This window comes from uncultured Methylibium sp., from assembly GCF_902826655.1.
In the GTDB taxonomy this organism is placed as follows: domain Bacteria; phylum Pseudomonadota; class Gammaproteobacteria; order Burkholderiales; family Burkholderiaceae_C; genus Methylibium.
This window is the reverse complement of sequence record NZ_CADEFR010000002.1, coordinates 133,855-158,142: the sequence shown is the minus strand read 5'-3', so window position 1 is coordinate 158,142 and position 24,288 is coordinate 133,855. Positions and strand designations below refer to the sequence as shown.

General features: G+C 65.8%; 22 protein-coding genes. 9 read left to right on the top strand and 13 right to left on the bottom strand.

The genetic code is table 11. The annotated features are described in order from the left end of the window. Entirely contained in the window at positions 1-1,173 is a 1,173-nt protein-coding gene (locus QZV97_RS01820; protein WP_295637416.1) for a PDDEXK nuclease domain-containing protein, read from the top strand. Beyond that, positions 1,170-3,959 (top strand): DEAD/DEAH box helicase family protein, encoded by a 2,790-nt coding sequence (locus QZV97_RS01815; RefSeq protein ID WP_295637413.1) that lies wholly within the window; start codon positions 1,170-1,172, stop codon positions 3,957-3,959. The genes QZV97_RS01820 and QZV97_RS01815 overlap by 4 nt, the downstream gene beginning before the upstream one ends. 58 nt (positions 3,960-4,017) lie before the next feature. Here the strand turns inward: QZV97_RS01815 and QZV97_RS01810 are convergent, their stop codons facing one another. From QZV97_RS01810 to mobH, 4 genes are all read right to left on the bottom strand, one after another. Continuing rightward, a complete protein-coding gene (locus tag QZV97_RS01810) occupies positions 4,018-6,018 on the bottom strand; it encodes an ATP-binding protein (RefSeq protein ID WP_295637410.1) in 2,001 nt (666 codons plus the stop codon). A gap of 160 nt (positions 6,019-6,178) precedes the next feature. Next, positions 6,179-6,802, bottom strand: a complete 624-nt coding sequence (locus tag QZV97_RS01805; RefSeq protein ID WP_295637407.1) for a DUF4400 domain-containing protein — start codon at positions 6,800-6,802, stop codon at positions 6,179-6,181. Beyond that, positions 6,799-8,724: a conjugative transfer system coupling protein TraD gene (gene traD, locus QZV97_RS01800; RefSeq protein WP_295637404.1), complete on the bottom strand. Its 1,926-nt coding sequence runs from the start codon at positions 8,722-8,724 to the stop codon at positions 6,799-6,801. The genes QZV97_RS01805 and traD overlap by 4 nt, the downstream gene beginning before the upstream one ends. Further along, complete coding sequence (gene mobH, locus QZV97_RS01795) at positions 8,721-10,307, bottom strand: MobH family relaxase (protein ID WP_295637401.1); 1,587 nt, start codon at positions 10,305-10,307, stop codon at positions 8,721-8,723. Before mobH ends, traD begins: the two co-directional genes overlap by 4 nt. Before the next feature lie 443 nt (positions 10,308-10,750). Between mobH and umuD the strand changes: the two genes are divergently transcribed. Genes umuD through QZV97_RS01770 form a run of 5 tightly spaced genes read left to right on the top strand, consistent with a single transcriptional unit; the run spans position 10,751 to position 15,335 of the window. Beyond that, positions 10,751-11,248: a translesion error-prone DNA polymerase V autoproteolytic subunit gene (gene umuD, locus QZV97_RS01790; RefSeq protein WP_295637398.1), complete on the top strand. Its 498-nt coding sequence runs from the start codon at positions 10,751-10,753 to the stop codon at positions 11,246-11,248. A gap of 36 nt (positions 11,249-11,284) precedes the next feature. Beyond that, complete coding sequence (locus tag QZV97_RS01785) at positions 11,285-12,031, top strand: DUF5131 family protein (protein ID WP_295637395.1); 747 nt, start codon at positions 11,285-11,287, stop codon at positions 12,029-12,031. An 8-nt stretch (positions 12,032-12,039) separates the two neighbouring features. Next, a complete protein-coding gene (locus tag QZV97_RS01780) occupies positions 12,040-13,314 on the top strand; it encodes a three-Cys-motif partner protein TcmP (RefSeq protein WP_295637391.1) in 1,275 nt (424 codons plus the stop codon). Positions 13,315-13,352: 38 nt separating this feature from the next. Then, the gene (gene tcmP / locus QZV97_RS01775; RefSeq protein ID WP_295637387.1) at positions 13,353-14,537 is read left to right on the top strand and encodes a three-Cys-motif partner protein TcmP; all 1,185 of its coding nucleotides are present in this window, start codon (positions 13,353-13,355) and stop codon (positions 14,535-14,537) included. A 21-nt stretch (positions 14,538-14,558) separates the two neighbouring features. Beyond that, positions 14,559-15,335: a hypothetical protein gene (locus QZV97_RS01770; RefSeq protein ID WP_295637384.1), complete on the top strand. Its 777-nt coding sequence runs from the start codon at positions 14,559-14,561 to the stop codon at positions 15,333-15,335. Between the two features lie 6 nt (positions 15,336-15,341). On the opposite strand, the gene QZV97_RS01765 is transcribed toward QZV97_RS01770, so the two are convergent. The 8 genes from QZV97_RS01765 to QZV97_RS01730 all read right to left on the bottom strand — a co-directional run bounded on the left by QZV97_RS01765 (position 15,342) and on the right by QZV97_RS01730 (position 21,826). After that, positions 15,342-15,971, bottom strand: a complete 630-nt coding sequence (locus tag QZV97_RS01765; protein WP_295637381.1) for a FlhC family transcriptional regulator — start codon at positions 15,969-15,971, stop codon at positions 15,342-15,344. A 21-nt stretch (positions 15,972-15,992) separates the two neighbouring features. Then, a complete protein-coding gene (locus QZV97_RS01760; RefSeq protein WP_295637378.1) occupies positions 15,993-16,286 on the bottom strand; it encodes a hypothetical protein in 294 nt (97 codons plus the stop codon). A gap of 235 nt (positions 16,287-16,521) precedes the next feature. After that, a complete protein-coding gene (locus QZV97_RS01755) occupies positions 16,522-17,586 on the bottom strand; it encodes a DUF932 domain-containing protein (RefSeq protein ID WP_295637376.1) in 1,065 nt (354 codons plus the stop codon). 206 nt (positions 17,587-17,792) lie between these two features. Further along, positions 17,793-18,809 carry a toprim domain-containing protein gene (locus QZV97_RS01750; protein ID WP_295637373.1) on the bottom strand — a complete coding sequence of 339 codons (1,017 nt, stop codon included), beginning with the start codon at positions 18,807-18,809 and terminating at the stop codon, positions 17,793-17,795. Positions 18,810-19,098: 289 nt separating this feature from the next. Then, positions 19,099-20,691, bottom strand: a complete 1,593-nt coding sequence (locus QZV97_RS01745; RefSeq protein WP_295637370.1) for an ATP-binding protein — start codon at positions 20,689-20,691, stop codon at positions 19,099-19,101. Positions 20,692-20,750: 59 nt separating this feature from the next. Beyond that, positions 20,751-21,077, bottom strand: a complete 327-nt coding sequence (locus QZV97_RS01740) for a hypothetical protein (protein WP_295637367.1) — start codon at positions 21,075-21,077, stop codon at positions 20,751-20,753. 9 nt (positions 21,078-21,086) lie between these two features. Next, positions 21,087-21,230, bottom strand: a complete 144-nt coding sequence (locus tag QZV97_RS01735; RefSeq protein WP_295637364.1) for a hypothetical protein — start codon at positions 21,228-21,230, stop codon at positions 21,087-21,089. Between the two features lie 53 nt (positions 21,231-21,283). Beyond that, positions 21,284-21,826 (bottom strand): hypothetical protein, encoded by a 543-nt coding sequence (locus QZV97_RS01730; protein ID WP_295637361.1) that lies wholly within the window; start codon positions 21,824-21,826, stop codon positions 21,284-21,286. Between the two features lie 477 nt (positions 21,827-22,303). Between QZV97_RS01730 and QZV97_RS01725 the strand changes: the two genes are divergently transcribed. Together QZV97_RS01725 and QZV97_RS01720 are read left to right on the top strand one after the other, a co-directional pair. Further along, on the top strand, positions 22,304-23,098 hold the full coding sequence (locus QZV97_RS01725) for a DUF1845 domain-containing protein (protein WP_295637358.1): 795 nt from the start codon (positions 22,304-22,306) through the stop codon (positions 23,096-23,098). 382 nt (positions 23,099-23,480) lie between these two features. Continuing rightward, positions 23,481-23,756: an AlpA family phage regulatory protein gene (locus QZV97_RS01720; RefSeq protein WP_295637355.1), complete on the top strand. Its 276-nt coding sequence runs from the start codon at positions 23,481-23,483 to the stop codon at positions 23,754-23,756. Here QZV97_RS01720 and QZV97_RS01715 read toward each other — a convergent pair. After that, positions 23,753-24,175, bottom strand: a complete 423-nt coding sequence (locus tag QZV97_RS01715; RefSeq protein WP_295637352.1) for an ACT domain-containing protein — start codon at positions 24,173-24,175, stop codon at positions 23,753-23,755. The genes QZV97_RS01720 and QZV97_RS01715 overlap by 4 nt on opposite strands. Between the last annotated feature and the right edge of the window lie 113 nt (positions 24,176-24,288).

The window sequence follows — 24,288 nt, the reverse complement described above, 5'->3', positions numbered from 1 at the left end:
ATGCCGCAAGCCCCAGGCGACCCGAAGGCAAACAAGGCAACGCCGGCCCTGTATGGCCGCGTGCTCGAGATTCTGGATGCCGCCCGTACGGGCATCGCGCGCACCGTCAACACCACGCAGGTGCTGGCCAATTGGCTGGTGGGCCGTGAGATCGTCGAGGAGGAGCAGCGTGGCCAGCGCCGCGCGGGCTACGGTGCCCGCTTGCTGGCCCAGCTGTCGTTGCGTTTGACGCGCAACTACGGACGCGGCTATTCCGTAGACAACCTCGAAGCCTTTCGGCAGTTCTACCTGGCCTACCCGCAACTCATTTCCGAGACAGTGCTTCGGAAATCGGCACTGCCGGCCATTTCCGAGACGGTGTCTCGGAAATCGGCTGCCACGAGCGGGACAGCACCGCCGCGGCCGGGCCGCTTGCACCCCGATCTTTCATGGAGCCACTACCGCTGCCTGCTGCGCGTGGGCAATCAGGGCGCGCGCGACTTCTACGAGATCGAAGCCGTCAAGCAGGGCTGGTCGGTGCGTGAACTGTCGCGGCAGGCGGGCAGCCTGTTGTTCGAACGCTTGGCCAAGAGCCGCGACAAGGCCGGTGTGATGCGACTGGCAAGCCGCGGGCACGAAGTGACAAAGCCCCTGGATGTGCTGCGAGACCCGCTGGTGATGGAGTTCCTGGGGTTGCCGGAGTCGCACCGGCTCGTCGAGTCGCAGCTCGAGCAGGCGCTGATCGAGAACCTGCAGCACTTTCTGCTGGAGCTGGGCACGGGCTTCGCATTCGTCGCGCGGCAGCAGCGCATCACGCTGGACGGCGACCACTTCTTCATCGACCTGGTTTTCTATCACGCAGTGCTGAAGTGCTACGTGCTGGTGGACCTGAAGGTGGGCAAGCTGACACACGCCGACCTGGGGCAGATCCAGTTCTACGTCAACTACTACGACCGCGAGCGCCGCACCGAGGGCGACAACCCGACCGTCGGCCTGGTGCTGTGCCCCGACAAGAACGACGCCGTCGTGAAGTACACCCTGGGTGAACAGCAGGAGCGCAACATCTTCGCCACCCGCTACCAACTGCACCTGCCGACCGAGAAGCAGCTGCAGCAGGAACTGAAGCGCGAGCTGCGGCAGTTGTTGCCCGCGGCAGCGCCCGCCAAGAAGAAGCCGAGGGAAGGGAAAGAATGAGTCTGGAGCAAACCCTGCGAGCGGTGGCCGGCCGCCTGAGCCTGCGTGAGCCCCAGGCCGAGAGCCTGCGCCGGCTGGCCGCGGCCCTGGATGCTGTGCCGGCGTTGCGTGACCACAAGGCGCGCGACGCCAGCGACCTGGCCGCGATGGTCGAAGCGCTGAAGGGCCAGTTTCCGAACCTGAGCGACTTCGAGCGCGACTTCCCGTCACTGTGTTTCGCGCTGGCCACGGGCGTGGGCAAGACGCGGCTGATGGGCGCGTTCATCAGCTACCTGAATGCCGCCTATGGCTACAAGCACTTCTTCGTGCTTGCGCCCAACCTGACGATCTACGACAAGCTGATCCGCGACTTCACGCCGGGCACACCGAAGTACGTGTTCAAGGGCATCGCCGAGTTCTCGGTCGCGGCGCCGGAGGTGATCACCGGCGAAACCTACGAGCAGCGCGGCGACCTGGTCTCGCAGGCCATCGACGCGCCGGTGCAGATCAACATCTTCAACATCTCGAAGATCAACACCGAGGTGCGCGGCGGCCGGGCGCCGCGCATCAAGCGCTTGTCAGAGTACTTGGGCCAAAGCTACTTCGACTACCTGGCGAGCCTGCCCGACCTGGTGCTGCTGATGGACGAGTCGCACCGCTACCGCGCCAGTGCCGGTGTGCGCGCGTTGAACGAGCTGAAGCCACTGCTGGCCATGGAGTTGACGGCCACGCCGTTCACCGAAAGCGGGTCGGGCAACAAGGGCCCTGTGCCGTTCAAGAACGTGGTGATGGACTACCCGCTGGCGCAGGCCATTGAAGACGGCTTCGTCAAGGAGCCGGCTGTTGTGACGCAGCAGAACTTCGACGCCGCAGCGCACAGCGCCGAGCAGTTGGAGCGCATCAAGTTGATGGACGGTGTTCGGGTGCACGAAGAGACCAAGGTGCACCTGCTGACCTACGCCCAGCAGAAGGGCGCTTCTGGTGAAGTGAAGCCGGTGAAGCCCTTCATGCTGGTGATAGCGCGCGACACCACGCATGCCGCCGCGCTGAGCAAGCTGCTTTCGGTCGAGCTGTTCGACGGGCGCTACGCCGGCAAGGTGATCCAGGTGGACAGCGGCACCACCAGCGGCGCCGAGGGCGACGAGATCGTGCAAAGGCTGCTGGCTGTGGAGAGCTACGACGAGCCGACCGAGATCGTCATCCACGTCAACATGCTCAAGGAAGGCTGGGACGTCACCAACCTCTACACCATCGTGCCGTTGCGGGCGGCCAATGCGCGCACGCTGATCGAGCAGTCCATCGGCCGTGGCCTGCGGCTGCCGTATGGGCGCAAGACCGGTGTCGAGGCCGTGGACCGGCTGAACATCATTGCGCACGACAAGTTCCAGGAGGTGGTGGACGAGGCCGGGCGCGGCGATTCGCCGATCCGGCTGAAGCAGCTCAAGCTGGCGCCGCCAGACGGTGCAGGGACCGGCCTGCGCAGCGTGGCGGTCACGCCAACACTGCACACGATGCTGGGCATCACCGCGCCGGTGGCCCCGGCCGCCGGCACGCCTTACGTTGCGCCGCCGGCTGCGACGGTGCTGTACACCGGCGAACAGGCACAGGTGGCGGCCATCGCGATGGATGTCATCAACGACATGAGCCGGTTGGCAAACTCGCCTGGCGTGCCCGGCGCGCCGGCAGATGCGGCAGCGGCCGGTGGGGTGACGGCCCCCACCACGGCGTCTTTGACCCTGCCAGAGGTGCAGGCCGAACTGGTGCGGCGCGTTCAAGCGCGGGTGACACCGGCCCAGGGCCAGCTGCTGCCGCCCGCCGGCCCCAGTGTCGAAGAAATCGTCAAGCAGACAGCGGACTTGGTGGCGCAGCACACCATCGACATTCCGCGCATCCTCGTCAAACCCAAGGGCGCGGTGAGCAGCGGCTACCGGGTGTTCAGCCTGGACGTGAGCCGCATGAACTTCCAGCCGCAGGACCAGCAGTTGGTGGGGCGTGGGCTGCAGACGGGCAAGGAGCTGCTGTACGGACAATCGTCGTTCGTCGCCGAACGACGGCCCGAGGATTACATCGTCCGCGAGCTGATCGGCTTCGACGACATCGCTTACGACCAACACGGCGAGCTGTTGTACGAGCTGGCAGCCCAGGCGGTGGCGCACTTCCGCAGCTACCTGGGCGACGACGAGAAGCTGCACAACGTGCTGGCCAACCAGGGCAGGGCCATCGCGGACAACATCCACGCGCAGATGACGTTGCACTACTTCGAGGACCCGGGTGAGTCGGAAGTGGTGGTCAGCCAGGGCTTTACGCCGCTGAAGCCCGGCGCCGTGACTGCCGACGGTGACGTGCTGCCGCTGCACCAGGCGCCACCGGACAAGAGCCGGATTGCGACCTTGGTCTACGGTGGCTTCACCAAGTGCGCCTACAGCTACCAGAAGTTCCAGTCCGACACCGAGAGGGTGCTGGCAGTCATCCTCGAACGTGACGCGCGCAAGTGGCTGCGCCCTGTAGCCGGCCAGTTCAACATCTACTACCGGCGAGGTGCGGACCAGCCGGAATACGTGCCGGACTTCGTGGCGGCGACCGACGGTCTGAACCTGCTCATCGAGACCAAGAAGGCCGCCGACATGCAGACCGACGAAGTGCAGGCAAAGGCAAGAGCGGCGGCCGCATGGTGCGAGCATGCATCCGCGTTCGCCGCGGCGAACGGGTCAGAGGGCTGGAAGTACCTGCTCATTCCTCACGACGCCGTGACGGTCAGCGCCACCTTGTCTGCGTTGACCGCGACCTATTGGTTCAGGACGGGGTGACCATGCTTACACCCGCAGCGGCAGCCCTGGCTGACCGGATGAGCCAGGGTGCGTTGCGTCAGTGTTTGTGCAGTCCGAGCTTCTCGAACAGCACTCGGTTTCGGCGCTTGGCATCACGCAGCAGCTTGTCGTAGGAAATGACCTCTATCCAGCCATTTCCTTCAGGCAACGTGTAGAAGAAGCCCTCGTTGTCGGCGGTACGGTGGTACCGCATCTGGACCCGCTTACGCAAGGTGGGGGTCAGATCTGCGATCAAGTAGCCCGTGTAGCGAATGCGTTCAGGATTGATTGGACGACCGTCGATGTCTCGAACGCCGCCCTGCTCGATCTCGACGAAGCGCTGGATGATCTGGTCAGCCGGATCCTTGTCGTAGTCGTCGCGGCCGGGTCGTTTGAACTCGATGATCACGACCCCGCCGCCCGCCAAGTTGTCCGGCTCGGCGATGCCAATCGGGGTGTCGTAGAAGAAGGCAAAGATGTCCGGCTCCTTGCCAGAGGAGCCTTCCAGACCAGGCACTTTGTTGAGCTTCTTGTCGGAGGTGAGGATGGTGTGAAAGCACAACCGCTCGTCAATCATCCACAGGTTCTGCTGGTCGAGAAAGACATCGCGTGAAGTGGCGCCCATCGGGAAGATCATCTTGTGCAGAACCTTCTCGAACGGATAAGTCCCATCGTTCTGTACGCGCTTGAGGCTGTGGTCGACCAAATCCAGAATGGTCCGGCGATGTGCGACGTAGTCTGCCAACTTGGCTTTGCCAACGTCGTTCATGTCCTCCATGAGTCGGCGTATGCGCTCTTGGTACTGCTCGAAGGACTCCTTTTCGATCAGGGCGGCGACGTGCCGCTCTTCCTTGCGCATGGCGTCTTCCACGTCGCGGCGGATGTGCAGCAGCGCCTGATCGAGTTGATCGTCCTTTAGGCCGGGCTGAACGCGCTGCTCGATCAGGTGCCGGTAGCGTTCGTGGGTCAACACACGGTACTCCGGCGCCTGCTCGACAAATCGCTCGACCTGAGCCAGCTTCTCTTCGTTCGTCGATTTCAGATCGCTGGCCAGCAACGGGCGGAGTGTCTCAGCGATGCCGCGGTTCAGCGCCACGCGCGAGACGAGGGTGTCGTCGAGGTCGGCTTCATCGTCGGCTTGGAAAGCGATCCTTGTTCGCTCTGTGTTCGCATGATCGTCAAGGTAGATGCCAGTGACCAGAACAATGAGCGTGTAGGGTTCCTGATCATCGTCAAGAAGGCGTTCCGGCAACTCGGGCAGAAGATCTCGCAGCTTTCCAGTGGTGACCTCTCGGCCATTCGCACAGAGGTGCAAGTCATGCCGGGCCCGACCGTCACGGTGGCGATATGCCTGCAGTGCGAACTCATGGCCGAGCACGTCGAAGAACCGCTCTTCAACATGCGGTTGAACCGTCGACTGAAACAGTTGGCCAAGGTCAATAGGTGCGTGACCGGGGGACTCGAGAACCATGGTCGGGCAGGATCGTGCGGCAAACCGGATCAGGAAGTGGGCGACGATTCGATTGGCAATGACGACGGGATCGCTCGGCCAGCCAATTCGATAACGGGCAGCCATGCATCGCACCGAGACTGTGGTTCCCAGGGAGCCTTCAGTCGGCTGCAGATCGTCGGCGCCCTTGAGCTCATCGTCGATAGAGAAGTCGAACACCCTCAACAACCGCTCTTGGCCGCGTTGGAAGACGCTGTGCACATGGACGGCGGCGAACACCTTCAGGAACGAGAACCGGCCGACACCCTTGCCCCCCAGCTTGACCTTGGAGAGCGTATGAGCCTCCTTGAACGAGGCCAGGTTCTGATCGTGGAACCCCGCACCATCATCCGTGATGTCGAAGCCGTCGATCAGTAACGTGTCATCGCCACCCTGATGAGCCAGATCGCGACCGGCGACGAGCCGGATGCGGATGGCGTGCTTGAAGAAGCCATCGCCGTGCTCTTCGATCGCGTCGATGGCGTTCGAGATGCCTTCGAACAGCGGCATCATGGCCTTGGCCGGCGTAAGTTCCAGCCTCTCCACCAGCCCTTTGATGTTTGCGAGCATGGCCTCCCCTCTCTGCGGCTGCGATTCTCGCAGGGACGGTAGCACGGAGACGCCGATGGCTTCTGCAGTGTCACTCGGGGCGTGGTCCGAGCGATCTCGCAACCGTGATGCCGCCCGCGCTTTCGGAGAGTGCAACATCGCAGCGCGCGGCGAAGCCAACCTACGCTCTTCGATGAAAGCTCGCCAGCGCGAGTCCGAACAACAGGCTGGCTGCCAGTGGCACCAGAGGAAGCGCTGCCGGATGCAGCGTGATCGGCACGACGAACGCGACCATGGCGCCGCACGCCACGACGATTGCGGCGCAGATGGCGAGAGCGAACACCTCGGGATCGTGGTGCCGGAATTCCTTCGCTTTCACGGCGCGAACGATGTAGCCGTCGACCAGCGTCGCCGCTGTGAAGGCCAGTAGCCAGGGCAGCCACTCGGCCAGCAGCGCCAGCCGAAACATGGCAAGCAGCAGAAGCGCATCGATCGCGCGGAAGTAAGCGTTGTCGAACAGCCGCCGATTCACCGACGCCATCTCGTGCGCAACGGCGCTGTTGACAGCGCTGGTCGATGGTGAGCTCGCCGGCGATGGAAGCGGCGCAGCATCTCTCGCCGTGCCCTGCATCGTGAGTGCCCGCGCGAGCATCCGCGCGGCGGAGTCCTTGCCCCAGTAGGACGCGGTGGCTGCATATTCCATGCGCAATTGCGCCAAGAACCGCTCGGGGGGATGCGCCGAAGGCAGCCAGAGCACCAGTACCAGCAAGCCCAGCAATGACACGATGGCCACCGCACGGATCATGTCGTCAACTCCGCCGGCCGGCGAGCACTCGATGTCGTGCTGGGGCAATCCGCATCCAGGATCGGAAACCGCCCTTTGATGATCCGCCCGCCCGACACCGACGCGAAGTACTGCAGGTTCGGCAGCTTGCCCAGCACGTCGGCCGGCACCATCTCCTCGAAGCTCTCGGTGAGCTGCGTCGAGTAGCTCGACGAGAAGTCGCCCAGGTGCGCGTCGGCGCCGCTGCTCAGGCCCACGCGCACGGTGTGGATGGCGGTCTTGCCGAAGGTCTCGACCACGAAGTCCTGCGTCGGCCGGTCCTTCGAGCGCAGCGCGATCAGGTTGTTGAGGTTACCCAGCGCCATGCGCGCGGCGTCCTCGCTGCCCAGGCGCTTGGCCAGGTCGGCCAGCGTTTGCATGGCGCAGGTGGTGAAGATGCCGCCCTCAGCGCCCTTGTTGAGGATCTCGATCAACGGCTGGTTGATGACGTTCGAGACCTCGTCGACAAACAGCGAGATGCGTCGGTAGCCGCCGAGGTTGTATCGCATGCCGGCACGCGCGGCCAAGTCGGCGAGGGCCAGCGCGCCGATGGCCGTAGCCACCGACGGGTCGGGCAGCGAGTCCAGGCACATGTAGAGCACGTGGCCGGCGCGCTCGATCTTCTCGAAGTTCATGATCGGGCGCGTGTCGTCGGCGTCGAACGGATCCGGCGACAGGCTCGGGCCCAGGTCGCCCGAGGTGAGCATGGACAGCACGGGCAGCAGGTTGGCGGTGATCTTCTGGTAGTGCTCGCGGTTGTGGCGGAAGGTGCGCACCTGCGCATCCAGCACCTTGTTGCGCTGCGACTGCGCGACGTGGTGCTCGTAGTAGGCGACGAAGGCCAGCAGGTCGGCGCTGGCTGCTTCGGAAGGGCGCTTGAGGTTGCCGCGGTGCGCGTCGTGCAGCAGCTTCTTCATCTCGGGCAGCTCGCGCCAGTTGGCGCCCAAGGTGCGCTCGTAGTGGCGGCGCAGCGTGCCTTCGAGCACCGGCTCGATGCCACCTTCGATGTACTTGGTCAGCTTCACGAGGTTTGGCCGCTCCTCGAGCTCGATCAGGCCCTGCACGACGACGTTGACCGCGTCCCAGCCGAAGGCCGAGAAAGCGCCGGCCGTGTCGGGCGGCATGATCGACTGGATGCGCGACGCTATCTCCGTCGGCTTCTGCCAGTTGAAGGTGAAGTCCAGCCGCACGCCGGTCTCGGGGAAGGCGGGGTGGAACTCCAGGAAGGTGTCGGGCGCACGCCAGTCTTCGCAGGCGCGCTGCGTCACGCGCTTCAGGCGCCGGCTGTTCTTCGGGTCGATGACGATGACCACGTCACCGCGCCGCACCGCCTGCGTGATGAGGTTGGCCAGCGCCACGCCTTTGCCCGACTGCGTGGTGCCGACGAGCAGCGTGCCGCCCTCGAAGTTCTGCAAGGGCCGGTGCAGCGGCACTTCCTTCGGCTCGACGCCATGGATGTAAGGCAGGCCGATCTCCGCGTCGGGCTGCGGGTGGCTGTCGTAGCCCAGACAGGCCAGCAGGCGCGGCGAGACGGTGAACTGTCGGTAGTCCACCTTTGCCAGCTCGTACAGGCGCTGGGCGTGGACAGGGCGCCAGTCGAAGCCGAAGCCGAGGAACACCTGGTCGGGCTGCTGGCACCAGCGCGCCAGCTCGGCCGTGGTGATGGTCTGCACGCCGCGACCACCGAGGGAGGCGCGCAGCACCAGCGTGCGCAGGGCTTGGGCACCTCGGAAGATGCCCCAGACGAAGCAGCAGAGGGCCAGGGGCAGCGCCAGTCGGCGCGGCACATGCCCAAGGACGCCGACCGTTGCGAAAAATGCTGTTGCCAGCAGCCAGGTTGCCGCGGCGTAGGCTTCGTAGGCCGGCCGCCAGGGCATTTCGTACTGGCGGACCAGCATGCTCATGCCTGCGGCGATTCCGGGATCGCAAAAGTGGCGAGGTCGAGGCCGGCGACGAAGCGCGGATCGAGGATCAAGCCCACGGTGGTGACGCCGCCGAAGTCCCTCGATGTAGTCGGTGGCCGATTGGCATCGGCGCGGACCAGCATGCGCAGGTCGCCCAGCGCCCGCATCACGAGTGCAGGCTGCAACCCGCGGCGTTCCAGTTCGATGAGGGGAACGAAGATGCCGTTCGCCACCGTACACGCGGCCGCGGTGCGCGCGTCGCTGTTCAGCGTGGCCACGATCGAGCCCAGCGCGTCGCGCACGGCGGGGTTCAAGCGCATGGGGGCCTTCAGCGCGATCGACGCGGCCGCGGCTTCTTCGACTGCGGGCGAGACTCTCGCCGGTGCGTTCGACGGCGGCGACACGGCTGCTGCAGTGTCTGGGGCGACGGCTTCGAGCAGCGACAACTGGCCCCGCGGTGATGGCGGCGGTGCCGGCGCAGCCGCGGCGGCCATCGCTCTTGTCGGCTCGAGACTCGTCACCAGCGTGCCGTCGAGCGCATGTGGGCTGGCCTCCGGGCCGGACCAGAGGATTGCCGCAGAGGTCAGCTTGATGGCGTCCAGCGGGCCCTTGGCGCCGGGCGGCTGGATCAACCACGTGTTGTGAGAACTGTCGCGAGGCTCTGCCACGCCTGCAGCGAGCAGTAGATCGAGGACGGTGTCGGCTGATTTCGGTATGCCGGGCAACTGATCCGCTTCGAGCAAGGCCTGCGCGTCGGCAGCGCATTGCGGCCACAGCAGGAACAGACCGTCGCTGCTGTACCAGACGCGCGACTTCTCTCGGTTCGGCACCCAGGCCGAATCGGCGGCAGCCAAACGGCGCAGCGCATCCACCAGATAGCGTTCGAGGTGCGAGCCGAACTGCGGCGAGCCGTAGCGGTCCGCGCTGGCCTTCAGATTTCGGTCGATGACCAGGGCAAGCGAGCGGCGGACCAGGCTGTCGAGCACATTGGGCTCGCGATACATCGGCAGGCCGCCGACGCTGGCAAGCAGGTGCGGAACGATGACCGTGTTGCCGGCGCTGAGGTTCTGCAGCACGGCGGACTGCACGACGTGAGGCAGCGCGAACAGCCCAAGGCTGCGGGCCTCCGGTGCTTGAGCGCGCCAACGCACGAAGTAGCGCTCGACACGGCGCTCTGCGAGCCAGGTGGCCAAGGGCGTGAGGTAGGCAGGCCATTCGTTGCCCTCAGCATCGACGACGATCAATGACGCCAAGGCCCGGTGCAGTTCGCAGCACAAGCCACCAATGAAGGTGGCGTGGCGCCAGCGGGGTTCGAGCTGACGACGCGTGCTGATGGTCGATTGGCCGGAGAAGATGTGCGCGTCCGTGCCCTGGAGGGCATAGAAGGCCACCTCAAGCCCCAGTTGCAGCAGGCCACCGGGCTGACGGAAGTAGTTGTCGGGTGTGGCGGGGAGCAGGTGAACGTAGCCGGCATAGGCTTCGATCAGTGCCAACGCGTCGCGCGCGAAGGTCTCCTGGTCCACGCCGAAGCACAGTCGGATGCGGGCGAGCAGGTTGTCGTGTTCGGCGAGGATGTCGCCCACGGCTGAACAGTCGAACCCCGGATCCGCCGATGGATAGGGATGTCCGGATGACTCGGCGCGTGGCGATGGGGCGAGGCCATGCATGCTCGGACTTTCAAGTCGTATGGCAGAGCAACGCGACCGTAAATGGCAGGCAAGGTCGGGGTGTTTCGTTGTCGGCCGGCTGGATCTCGCATTGGGCGCGGAACGGTTTAGCCAGCAGGTCGATCACTGAGGGAAGCTGCTCTCGAGCCGATAAGGCGCGTAGGGTTTGCACCCGCACACCGACGGCCGACACGCCTGGCCAATCGGGGACTAACCGTCTTCCGGTAGCTCGTGCAGCGTGCTAATCTTGATTCCGTCACGAAATCATGCAGTCACAACCCTCCAAACCTCGCCATGGCGGAACACGACAGGGCGCCGGACGCAAGGCTGCCTATGGCGAGCCCACGAAGACTGTGCGCGTGCCCTTCAGCCTCATGCCCGTAGTCGAAAGGTATCTGGATGCGATGAAGCGCACGCCTGTTGGCGTTGCCCGGGCAGCCGGCCTGAGGCCCATCGCGACGCTTCGCGCAGCAACCGCCGTTCCCACCCTCGGCCGCCGAGTGCGAGCCGGCAGGCCCACTTCAGGCGACGACTACCCAGAGGATTTGATTGATCTCGGCAAGCATCTGGTGCGCGACCCGAGCAACACCTTCGTCATGAAAGTCCACGGCTGGTCCATGCGCGATGCCGGCATCGCCGATGGAGACGAATTGGTGATTGATCGCGGCGTCGCCGCCGAGGACGGACGCATCGTCATCGCCGACATCGACGGTGAGCTGACCGTCAAGCGCTTGCGGCGGACGGCCACCGGCTGGATGCTGCAAGCCAGCAACCCTGAATTCGCCGATGTCCACGTCGGCGGCGAGAACGATCTGCACATCTGGGGTGTCGTGACGCGCGTGCTGCGCGCGGTCTAGACGCCTGCACAAACCTTTGAGAAATGGGAGGCCCTCATGTCGCAAGCCAGCCGAATCGAGTGGACCGAGGCAACTTGGAATCCGACTGTGGGTTGCACCAAGATTTCGCCCGGCTGCAAGCACTGCTACGCCGAGTCGATGGCCAAGCGGCTTAAGGCCATGGGCACACCGGGCTACGAGAACGGCTTCAAGCTCACCATCCTGCCGGATCGACTGTCGGAGCCGCTGATGAGGAAGAAGCCGACGGTGTACTTCGTGAACTCGATGTCCGACCTCTTCCACAAAGGTGTGGATGACGCGTATATCGCCCAGGTCTTCGACGTGATCAGGCAGTGCCCGCAGCACACCTTCCAGGTGTTGACCAAGCGAGCCGACCGCCTGGCCGCATTCTTCCGAACCCGCGACGTGCCCACGAATGCTTGGATCGGCGTTTCCGTCGAAGACCGCAAGTACGGCGTGCCGCGTATCGAAGGCTTGCGTAACGTCGATGCACGCATCCGTTTCCTGTCTGTCGAGCCACTGCTCGAAGACGTTGGCGAACTCGACCTTACCGACATTCACTGGGTCATCGTTGGTGGTGAGTCCGGCCCCAAGGCACGTCCGATGAAACTGGAATGGGTTGAAAATATCCGCCAGCAGTGCGAGGACCAGGGCGTGCAGTTCTTCTTCAAGCAATGGGGTGGCTGGGGGGCCGACGGCAAGCGCCGCTCCAAGAAAGCCAACGGCCGATTGCTTGGCGGCCGGACTTGGGACGACATGCCAGCACTGTCCGCTCACGTCTGAAGGGCTGCATGACGCTGAAACAGTACAACTGGACGAACGGTCCCGACCTCATCCAGCAACACAGCGTCGCAAAGCACCGCATCCTTGAAGCCTACCTCGCAGCGTACTTCCGCACCCTCGTCAGCTCGCCCAACCAGGATGTCCTGCGTCTGACACTTGTCGACGGGTTTGCCGGCGGCGGTCTGTACGTCCACAACGACACGCGCGAGCCTGTCAAGGGATCGCCGTTCATCTTCCTCGAAGCCACGCGCGAGGCGGAGTTCCTCATCAACAAGGATCGGCGCAAGCCGGTCCAACTCCAGGTTGACTACTTCTTCACCGAGGCAGACCGCCACGCCTACCTGCACCTCGACAAGGTGCTGCGGGAAGCTGGACACGGCGACAGGATCGGCAACGGCATCTACATCGACCACGCACGGTTCCAGGACAAGGCCGACGCGATCATTGGGTTCATCAAGAAGAAGAGCCCCAAGAATGGCCGCTCGATCTTCGCGCTCGATCAGTACGGGTACAAGGAGGTGCCGACGCAGCTCCTGCGCAAGATCTTCGATGCGCTACCCAGCGCGGAGGTGATCCTGACGTTCGGGGTCGACTCGTTCATGAACTTCGCCAGCGATGGCGAACAGGTCAAAGACCTTCTCGACGGGCTCGGCCTGCCCGACATCTTCCGCGGGCGTTCGGTCGAGGAGATCAAGGCGTCCGACCGCGACTGGCGGCTCTTCCTGCAGAGCACGCTTTACCGTCGACTCGTCGAGAACTGCGGCGCCCGGCACTTCACGCCCTTCTTCATCCGCAATCGCGGCGGCCACGGCGACTACTGGCTGATCCACATGTCCCAGCACCACCGCGCCCGTGACGTGATGACGGAGGTGCACTGGGCCAACAGCAACTACTTCATCCACTACGGTGGCGCGGGCCTCGACATGTTCCAGATGGTCGGCTACGACCCTGCACATGATGCCGCCTACCTTGGGCAGTCGCTTCTTGGATTCGAGTTCGACGATGTCGCGCGGCGCGCGAGCATCACGGCATTGAACGAACACATCCCACGACGTGTGTACGCCGACGACAGTGGGATCAGCTTCGGCGAGTTGTTCGCCACTACCTGCAACGGTTCACCGGCGTCGGCGCAGATCTATCGCGAGTCGATTGGCAAGCTGCTCGACGAGAAGGCTGTCGAGATCGTCGGCGTCGACGGTACCAAGCGCCGGTCCTCTGCGCAGATCAAGGACAGCGACCAGATCTTGTCGCCACCACAGCGCCCGCTCTTCATGACTGGCTGAGCTGTCTTCGAGCACCGTCTTTGCAGGAGTCGCCGAACTTGACTTCGATCATTCCGAGCGCCTACGAAGGGCGCGAGCAGGCTCTGGTGAAGCATGCGCTTCTCACGAGCTACCTGGAAAAGCTCGTGCTGATCATCGGCATGAGCGCCAAGAAAGCCGGGCGCGCGGAGATCTGCTACGTGGACTGCTTTGCAGGCCCATGGGGTGCACCGAACGACGATCTGGAGGGCACGTCGATCTCGTTGTCGCTGAAGACGCTGGCCGCTTGCAAGCAGAAGCTGGTAACGCTCGGTGTCGACGCCACGATGCGCGCGTTGTTTGTCGAAAAGGACAAGAGCGCGTTCGGTCGACTCTCGACCTTCCTGCAAGCGAAGGCGCCGCCCGCCGTCCATCATGCATGTCTGCATGGCGACTTCGTGGATCTGCGCGGCGACATCCTGAGTTGGTGCGGGTCAGACGCCTTCACGTTTTTCTTCGTCGATCCTAAGGGCTGGAAGGACATCGTGATCGAGACGATGAGGCCTTTGCTTCAGCGGCCACGGTCCGAGTTTCTGATCAACTTCGCCTACAACTTCATCAACCGCACGGCATCGATACCCGTTTGGCAGGACGCGATGACGAAGCTGCTGGGATCGACGGTGAACCTTGATGGCCTTGAGCCCTCGGAGCGTGAAGCGGCGCTGGTCGATGCGTATCGAACGAGTCTCAAGGCTTGCGTTCCGGCCGGTCGTCATGGGTACCGCGCTCGCTCGGCCTACGTCACGGTGCTCGATCCCCTGCATCGGCGGACCAAGTACCACCTCGTGTACATAACAAGCCATCCCACCGGCATTGTCGAGTTCATGGACATCTCTGAGCGCGTGGAGCTCGTCCAGCGTCGGGTTCGCGCCGCCAAGCAGATTGAGGTCCGCCAGCAGAAGACCGGCGTCGCGGACTTGTTCGGCCCGGAGCCGCAACTCGACCCATCGGATTGCCGCTGCAGCCTTGACGATGTTGATGCCTTCTGGCGCCGATATCTTGCAAGGGGCGAACGGCGCGTCGGCCCGGCTGAGTTCGCAGACATCCTCGAGATGACGAACTGGATGCCGGGTGAACTACAGAGCTCGCTCGTGCGCCTCGTGAAGGCGGGCGCGGTTCGCAATCTAGACGCCGATGCTTCCAAGAGGCGATCGAAGCCGCTGCACTTCGACAAGGCCGAGCGTCTTCAGCTAACCGAGCGCTGACCACGAACCTTCGACACAGCCATGCCATCAGCACGAACACTTGCATCGCTCGCCCAACTGCTTGCGATATTTCCCAGCCAGACCGCAGTCGTGCTGCTATCAAAGCACGGCCTGCGAATCAGCATCGAAACTGGCTCAGAGTTACTCGACATCAACAACGCGCTTCGTGATCAAGCGCAGCTGGTCGGCTGTCTCTCGGTTCTGGCCGAGGTCGTGCGGACGAACGGCGATCTGTCGAGCCAAGTCAAACCTCGCTATCGATTCACGGAGCGCTTCGACGACTTGCAGCGTTGTCTACTGCTCGATGGGTTTCTGGTGCGCGAGCGAGAGTTGGTTCCAGTCGACCCGTCCATCTCGGATTCGGCGCCGGTCGAAGACGACCTCGTCGCTGGAGTCAAAGCCAGCGCCCTCGACCCTGACGGTGACATCGTCGGCAAGCTGAGCGATTCGGCAGAGTCCTTTCGCCGCAATCCACCCGACTACAACGCCTGCCTAGCAAACGCTCGCGTTGCGCTGGAAGCGATCGCCCGCGAAATAGCCCTCCGGGAGTTCAGCTCTGATCCAACGGCGTACGACTCGGCCAAATGGGGATCGATAGTGGCCCACCTTCGGAAGCAGAGTTTCTTCACCGTGGAGGAGGAGCGTGGGCTGGTTGGCGTGTACGCGTTCCTGAGCCCTGGTGCACACCGACCGGTGGGTCTAACCGAGGAAGAGGCTTGCAGACTGGGACGATCCATGGCGCTGAGCATGTGTTGGTACCTGGTACGGCGGTACGCTGAGCACCAATCGGCGAAGTAACTACTGTCAGCGGGTTTGCTGTGGATTCAACAAGCGGCGCAGGCCAAACTCGAGTTCGGACAGATCCGGCAACGGCCGCACCGGAAACGACGCCTGCACCCGCTGATCCGTGCCGTAGCGCTGCACGAGCTTGCAGAACGGGCACTCGTCGTTCGACCGCGGCGCCGAGCCGTAGGCCGCGAGGTACTCGCTGTGGCAGGTGGGACAAGCGACGAGCGAGAAGCTCTGCACGCTGGTCAGCCACAGCCCGTCGGTGTGCGCGGCGAGGTCGAAGGCGCGGTCGAAGCTGATGCGCTGCGGTGGTTCGCAGATGCTGCCGTAGTGGCGGTAGGCGGCAACGAGCGCTTCGGCCGCCGCGAAGCCACCGTCGCGCAGGCGCCGGTAAAGCGCCACCACGATCGAGGCCTCCGCGCGGTAGAGCAGGTTCGCGCCGTGGTACCACTCGGGGGAATCGGGTGGTCGGCCGCGCGGCACGCTTTCGCGGTCGGGGAACAGCAGGCGCAGCAGCTCGCGTGGTGGCAGGCCGGTGAGGTGGCCGATCGTGCGCACGCGGGCGCCGAGGGCGGCGCAGTCCTTGGCCAGTTGCAGCGCACGCAACTGCCGGTCGACCCGCAACGGAGGACGGGGCTCGCCCATGGCGTTCGCCAGAGGCGGCGGTCAGGCGGCGAGATGCTGGGCGGTGTGCACCGCGGCGAGCGGCCGGGCCAGCGGCAGCGGCGCTTCGAGCAGCGCCAGCAGGTCGCGGCGCGCGGGGAAGAGCGTGGCGTCGCCGACGTTGGCGACGATGGCCATGATCTGCTGGACGCCGAGGCCGGCGATGCGGTCCGCCTGCGCGGCATCGAGCGCGTACTTGCAGCAGGTGGCGGGGCGGTCCTGCAGGACGCCGTCGCGAATGGTGAGCAGCAAGGTCAGGTTGGTGAGCTGGACGTCGGAGAGCTGCGCCTGGTTCATGGTGCTGTCCTCGGGTAGGCCCTGGCCGGGCACGGTGGATGGGTGGGATTGGGATGTGTCGGGTGGCGGTCGGGTGTCGATCGGTGTGCGCCACAGCATAGGGTTCGGCAGTGAGATTGCGACGGCATGCGGCCCCGTCGGGGCCGCATTGCCATGCACAACCGCCCGGACTCTCGGGCGAATCCGTGCAGCCCGGACCCGCGATGGGCCCGGGCTGCTCCGGCACCTGCCGCGTTCAGGCGGCTTCGGCGAGGCTCTTCCACTCGTTCTGCGGCAGCTCGATGAGCCGTCCGCCCAGGGCCTCGAACTCGGTCGCACGGTCGTAGTCCTCGACCTCCTGCGAGTAGTGCGTCACTGCGTTGACCAGGCCGTAGCCGGTCAGGTCGGCGTCGGCGATCAGGTGCCGCAGCACGCCGGCACGCTCCTGCTCGTTGAGCGCGTAGCGGTTGGCCAGCACCTCGACGGTCTTCACCGGGTCACCGGTCAGCGGGATGCGCAGCGTCTTCTGAAGCTTCTGCGCGGCCTGCAGGAAGGTCGCCTCGGACATCGCCGCCTCGACCACGTCGCGCACCTTCAGGAAGAAGGCCTTGTCGTCCGCCTGCAGCGTGTCGTCCTTGAACACCGTGATGGTGTCCGCGACGTTGCCGATGCTGCGGCCGACGTGGGTCTTGTGCAGCGAGAAGTCGGGCACGATCAGCCCGTTGAGGCAGCGCAGCCGATAGATCAGCGGCTGCACCGAGAGCGTGCCGTGGCCGACCTCGGAGTTGCTCACCACCACGCCGGCCTGCACGACATCGCCGGGCGACATCTCGTGCTTCAGCTGCGGCGTGACGACCTTAAGGTACATGCGCGTCTCGGTCAGCTCGACCGACTCGAAGCGCACCTCGGGCAGGCGCTGCAGGATCGGCAGCACACTTTCGGCGAGGTCGTAGTTGTCGAGCCGGCGGTAGCGGTCCGACAGCACGGCGCGGACGTTGCCGTCCAGTGTGCGCAGCATGCGGCGGTCGTCTTCGCTCTGCAGCCAGGTGTTGACGTTGCGGTCCAGCAGCACGGGCTGCTCGCTGCGCATGCGTTCGAAGTACGCATACGGGATCTTCAACTTGTCCGCGAGCTGGCGGCGCGCGAGCGGCGTCACGCCGTAGCGCGCCGGGCCGCCGGTTTCTTCAACGACGAGGCGCGTCTGGCCCGTGTCGTCGGTGTCGTGGCGCATCAGCGCCGACGGGACCACCAGGTCCTTCTTCGAGTTCAGCTGGCGTTCGAGTTCCTGCGCCAGGCTCACGAGGGTGCGTCCGTTCTTCATCACAAGCTCCGATCGGAATGCGGGGCGCCGTGCCCCCTCGGGGCTGGGCCCCGCGGGGTGGGTGATGGATCCGGCACGGGGCCGGATCCTCGATGGCGCGGGTTCATCCGCGCCGACTGCATGCAGTTCAAGGTCTGCCTTCGCCCTGCGTCATCGACGCAGGGCCCGGTGTGGCAGCGACCGGTGGGGTTCATGTCGTTGGTCCGCTATGCGACCTGGGCTTCGGCGGCCGTGCTGCGCATGCGCCACACGTCGGCCCAGTCGTGGCCGGGCTGGCGTGGTAGGAACACGCGGACTTGGCGAGCATCGTTGCCCGGCGCGCTGCGGGTCAGTCGGCGCGCCAGGGCGTAGGCGCAGGCCTGGCCTTCGAAGCCGCCGTCGGCGTCGTTGTCGGCATAGATGCAGACCTGACGTACGCCCTCGGGTAGCCAGAGCTTCTCGAGGTTGCCGGCGCTGACGGCGGCCCATGCCGGCTTGCCGGTCGCGAGGTGCACCGCCAGTGCGGTCTCGATGCCTTCGGCCACGGCGAGCTCACGCGCCGGTTCGCACAGCCGGACGGCGGCGCCGTTGATGCCGGCCGAGAGCACCTTGCGCGCGTCCGGCACCGGCGCCTTCTCGCCGTCCTTCAGGTAGGTACGGTGCAGCGTCACCGCGTAGCCGTCCGGGCCCTGGATGCAGGCCAGCATGGCAGGGTAGTCGGCTACCTTGCAGGAGCGGCCGGCGGCGTTCTTCTCGTAGTAGCCCAGCGCCGGGTGACGGCGCAGGACACCCGGCGCTTGGCGCAGGTGCAGCCCACGGCGGCGCAGGTAGCAATCGACCTCGTCGCCGGGCTGGACGGGCAGGGCTTCGTCCCACAGGCGTTGCGCCAGGCGGCGCATGCGCTGTGCGGACGGTTCGGCCGCCGCCGGTGGGGCACTCGGCGCAGGGGCCGGCGCGCCGACGCAGGACTCGACCTGCCGCAACGCGGTCGCGAAATCCAAGCCGAGCGCGGCCTGCAGCAGCTTGAAGCCGCCCCCCGCGCCGCAGTGGCGGCAGTGGTAGTTGCCTTCGCCGAACTTGTCGGTGTACTGGAAGCGGTCGGTGCCGCCGCATGAGGGGCAGGGGCCGTTGCGCTTGCCGAGGATGCGATCGTCGACGCCCAGGCTGCGCAGGATCTCGGTCCAGCGGCCGTGTGCGCGGCGCTTGGCCTCGTCGATGCGATGCTCGAAGACGGTGTCATTCATGGTGGCCTCCGCGGCCACCGCGGCGGCCTTCGGAAACGGGCATGGCTTGTTGTCGGTTCATGACTTCTCCTTGATGGGTGAACCCGCCACGCCGGGCCTGCGCCCGGTTGAGGACGAGGCTCCGCGGCCATGGCGGGCGGGCCGGCGCTGGGCGCCGGAGGGACTTCGGGGCCGGCTTCGGAGAAACGCGCTCCAGGTGTGCCTGCGACCTGCGGGAAAGCCTCTCCGCAGCGCGCACGTGAGGTGCTGCGCTGGGGAGAGGAGGCCCGAAGGCCTCCAACCCATCAACTCAATCGGCCAGTTCGACGGCATGGCCGTCCGATCCGGTGCCGACGCTCAGGCGGAACTGCCTGCCATGCAGCACCGGGTAGCGTTCGAGCTTCAGCTCTCGCAGCAGCGAGTCGAGCGTGTCCTTCGGGTCGACGGAGCGCAGCCGACGGATAAGGTCGGCCAGCGCATCGCGGTCGGCGTCCAGGTCGGATTCCAGGAACTGCTCGTTCTCGTCGGTGAAGTCGGAGACCTGGCGCACCGGCTCGCCGGACCATTCACCATCCGGGATGTAGAGCACCCCGTCGTGGTGAACGCCGGCATCGGTGATGTCCACGCTGTCGCTGCCCACGCCGATGCGAACGGCGGCGCACAGCACCACATCCGGCCAGATCCAGCGGCCTTCCAGCGTGCGGCGAACACGTTCGCCGAACGGTCCGACGGTGACCGGCTCGTCGTCCAGCCAGCGCACATGGGCTTGCACCCAATGCTCGTGATGCAGGCCGCCCAGGTTGAAGAGCAGGCACCCCGTGGCACGCGCGAACATCCAGCGGCCTGCGTTGTTCTCGTCGAACGAGTCGATCGAGCACAGCTTGACCGAGCCGGCCTCGATTGCCGCCCGTTCCGGTGCGACGGCCACCGTCTGCAGGTAGTCTCGGTCACCCGAGCCCTCCTGGTAGGGGTAGCCGCAGATCTCGTCGAACACTGGGGCCGGCAGGACATCGATGTCGTTGAGCAAGTCCAGGTGGCCCCAGCCTCGAAGGGCCGGGTAGAACCTGGCGACGAACACCTCGGCGGGCAGGGCGTGCTTGGCATCCTCGAGCACGCGGCGCCATTCGGCGCGCACTGCGGTGTCGATGCGCTTGCGCTGCCGGTCTTCGTCGATCAGCTTGTCGCGATCGGGCAGCCGTGCCATGAACTGGCGCGCATCGAGGTGCAGCACATTCGCGCGCTCCGACCGGTGGTAGATCGGACGCAGCACGCAGAAGCCCTGCAGGTAGACCAGGGTGTCGTGGCTGTGCTCGCCATCGCGCGTGCCGCACAGGTGCAGGTCGCCAACGGGTGTCGCGGTGAGTACCAAGTGCTGGGGGGCATGCGGGCGTTCGAGCGGCTTGCCGTTGAAGTACACCGGCACGGGGAAACCCGCGCACAGCGTGGCGATGCGCGGCGCCAGATCGGGCAGGTCGACGCCGTGCAGTTCGATCTGCGTGCCCTCGCGGCGCGCATCCGCCTGCTCGATGACGTCGATCGGCGTTCGAGCGAGCGCCGCTTCGGTGTCGAAGTCCGCGCACTGACCGCGCGACCGCACGATGCAGCGCGACGCGGCGTAGAGGCACTTCGAGAACCCGACGCCGAACGGGTTCTCGGCGTCGCAGGTGGTTTCATCCCAGCCCGACTCGTTGAAGGTCAGCAGCTTCTGAAAGTCGTCGATGCCGCGGCCGTTGTCGCGGACGGTCAGCGTCCTGGTCTCGGCGTCGTGGTCGACGGTGATGGACGTGGCGCCTGCGCGCCGGGCGTTCTGGAGCAGTTCCGACACGAGGGTGAATCGGTCGGTGAAGGCGAAGCGCTGGTTGCGCAGCGCGCCTTCCTCGTTGATGCGGACTTGAATCTGCATGGTGTTTCTCCGGTGTGGCGGGTGCCCCCGAAGGGACGCCCGCCTTTGGGGTAGACGAGTCAAACGCGTGGCGAGTCGAACTCGATCGGCGCGGTGAAGAGCTGGCCGGCATGCAAAGCCTCCAGCAGCGGGTGGTCGAGGAACTCGAACAGCAGCAGTTGCTGCACGTGCAGCGCGCGGCCGCGACTGTCGAGCCGCTCGACCTGGAAGCCGAGCGGATGCCACTGCAGCCGGTAGGCAAGGCGGTCGGCGCCGGCGATCACGAAGGTGCGGCCGGGCCGGCCGGTGACGATCTCGCTCTCCTTGACGAGGTACTCGAGATCCTCGGGTGCACGGACGGGCAGCAGCAGCGCCGCGACACGCCCGGTCTGGGAAACGATGTGCATGGCGGCTCCTCAGCGGACCGGCATGGCGCCGGGCAGGCGATGGCCTTCGGCGCGCGAGGGCGGCGTAGGCAAATCGGTGGCGTCCAGGTGGGCGCCGAGTGCGTGCAATGCGAGAACGGCCAGCACGCCGGCCGCGCGATAGAAGCGGGACATGGTGTGTTCCTTGAGGTGTTGGTTGCCGCGGTGTGGCGGCAGCCGGGAAGGGCTCAGGCGAAGAGGTCGCCCTGCAGGGCGACCGCGCGGACCTGTTGGTTGATCCACTGCGGATTGCGGGCAAGTTGCAGCTCGACCCACTCCGGGTTGCGGGCGACGGCTTCGCGCACCCACTCGGGGTAGCGCGTCAGCGTGGCTTCCAGCCAGCGCTTCACGCCGTGGCGGATGCGGCTGCGGACTTCTTCAGCGTCGACGAGGCCGCAGTAGGCAATCGGCGACAGCGGGCTGCAGCCGACGACGCGCAGGCAGTTCACGAACGAGAACGGCCGCGAGTCCTTCTCGCGCTCGGTGAACACCCAGCGCAACGTGTCGAGCTTGGCTTCGAGGGGCGTCTCGGGGTCGGACAGCGCCTCGACTTCCTGCAGCAGGCGCCAGTGCAGGAACACGACGTCCTGCTCGGTCCAGTCGATGGCCTCTGCGCCGGCTTGGGCGGTGTCGTCGTCCTCGGTCGGGACGTCGGCAAACGGATCACAGTAGGCGCCGGCCGTGAACAGGGGCGCGCGGGAACGTTCGAGCGATGCTCGGGGGTGTGGCATGTTGGCCTCCATGTGGAACGCGGAGGCCATGACCGCCCACGGGGCGATGGCCCCACGGGGTGACGAATGCCGGCTGGGAGCCGGCGGCTGACTTCAAAGGGCTGGCTGGACGCGGCGTGTACCGCGTGATCGGATGCCAGCAACCGATCGAAGCGCGCGTTGCAGCCGTTGGCCGCACGAGGCCCGGGCAATCAACGGCTCGAAAGCGCGCTCAGGGTGCGAAGCGGTCGCAGCGTTCGAGACGCCCGCATGCGCACGAGGATCAACGGGGCTTGCCGAGTTGGACGCAGGGCCAGCTACTGCGTGTGCGAAAGGTAGCGAAGCGAACGCCGTCGGTCAACGGGGGTGGCGCCGAGTGGCGCAGGCTGATGGCGAAACCACCGCCGCCGCGCGGCCGTTTCGCGTGGCGATGGGTGCCGGCCGCGGCAAACACTGGCCTCCAGCGCGTACTCAGTGTGATTGTTGCGGGAGAGGCCCATGCACAACGATGTCCTGCCGACGACCACCAGCCTGCAGATCGTGCGGGTGGACCAGGGGGGCGTGAACGAGCGCATCCTCGCGCGCGAGGCCAAGGTCGACTACCGGCGGGTCGAGGCGGCGAGCGTGAAGATGCCGGCCTGCTTCACCAGCGCCGAGGGAAAGCGCCTGTTCGTGCGCATGTTCGCGACGCTGCAGCTCAACGCCCACTTCATCTCCGTGATCGCGCGCACGCGCCTGGACCCCGAGGACGTTGCGCGCGTCGAGACGGCGCTGCGCGAGCGCCTGGATGCCGTTTCCGCCGCGCTGGACCGCGCCATCGACGGCGCCGAAGCGCTCTTCAAGGCGCATGGGATCACGCGGGTGGCGACCTACGACACCCGAGCGCTGGAGATCGAGGTGGGCGTGCTGTCGTCAAGCGGCCGGCGCTACCTGGAGCTGCTCGGCAAGCTCGACCAGCTGATGCCCTTGCTGCAGACGCTGGAGATCCACGAGGTCATCACCACGCGCGAGGTCGACAAGCAACGTGCGCTGGTGAAGCGCCAGGTGCGCGGCGTCGCCACCGCGGCACGCAACTTCGCGTCGGGACTGCGCCGGCGCATGAACGCACCGGAGGTCGAGATCGAGGGGCAGGGTGAATCAGTCGAAGAGACGGCAACCGATGGCGCGAGTGTCCTGACCGACGAGGACGCGCCGACCGCCGCCTTGCCGCCTGCCGAGCCGGTGGCCGAGGCTGGCGCATCTGGCGATGGCGAGAACGATGAAACCCCGGCGCCGCGAGTCGCCACTGCGTAGCGCCCGCACAAGGCCGCCGTTTCGCAGGCGCGTGCTTCGCTCGACGTGCGTTCACTGATCGCCGGCGCTACGGTCTCACGCAGGCGCATGGCGGCTCCACGGGTCGCAGCGCTTCTCCCATCGAAGGTCGATGGCGTCGCAGTCGACACCTGCCTTGATTCGGCTTGAGGCGACCAGCGGCAGCGCTGGCATCCCGCCATCAGCAACCACTTTTTCAGGGCCGGGCATCAGCGCCGGTTCGCATGAACCGCCAGCTGGGAACGCACTGGCGGTAAACCTGGAGTCTTCGCGTTCCTGTCCGCAGCGATCCGACCGTGACCCTTCGCTGCCGCAACGAGCTGGTCATGCCTTCCGGCGGAGCCGTCCGCCGCGGAGACCGAACATGCCCATGCGAACCTCCTTGCCCGGCAGCGCCGCCGCTGCCACGCCCTTGCGCGCGACCGAGTCCGGCGCGGCCACCAACCCCTCACCCTGCTTGCCCGACACGGGCTTCCTGCGCCAACGTCAGGTGCTCGCGTTCGTGCCGATCTCGAAGTCCACGCTGTGGCGGCAGGTCCGTGCGCGCTCGTTTCCGAGCCCGGTGAAGCTGTCGGCAGGGGTTACCGCCTGGCGCGCCGAAGATGTACGGCGCTGGATTACCGAGCAGGGCCGCAGCTAGGCGGCGGGCCGCGCCGGGGGGCGCGGCGGTGCCGAAATCGACGCCAGCACCTTCAGTGCCTGCTGCGAGTGACGCGTCGGCACGAACAGGTGATCGTGGTGGTAGCCCGCGACGACGTTGCAGGGGATGTCGGCGTCGGCCAGCCGGCCGGCCAGCGTCGCAATGAATCCCACGGCGTCGAGGGCCGAGTGCACCGTGAGGGTGATGAGGTGCGACTCGAAGACGTAGGGCACGGCCGAGACGTCCGCCTGGGCTTTCTCGACGATCGCGGTGACTCCCTCGGCCTCGCGAAAAGTGCAGATCGGCTCCAGGCCGGGTGGGATGCGGAAGTCCGGAAAACTGCAGTAGACGAAGGTCTCGGGGTGCAACTGCGGGGCCATCTCGCGCCGCAGGGTGTCGAGGTCGCGTTCGCCACTCATCCGGGGCTCTCCTTGCGTGTGTGGGAAGGCTGATTTCTGTAACTGATTATGAGGACTCGGCGAGGCTTCTCGCGGTTCGACAGCGCGGTTTAGCGAAGCTCACCCAGGGCCAA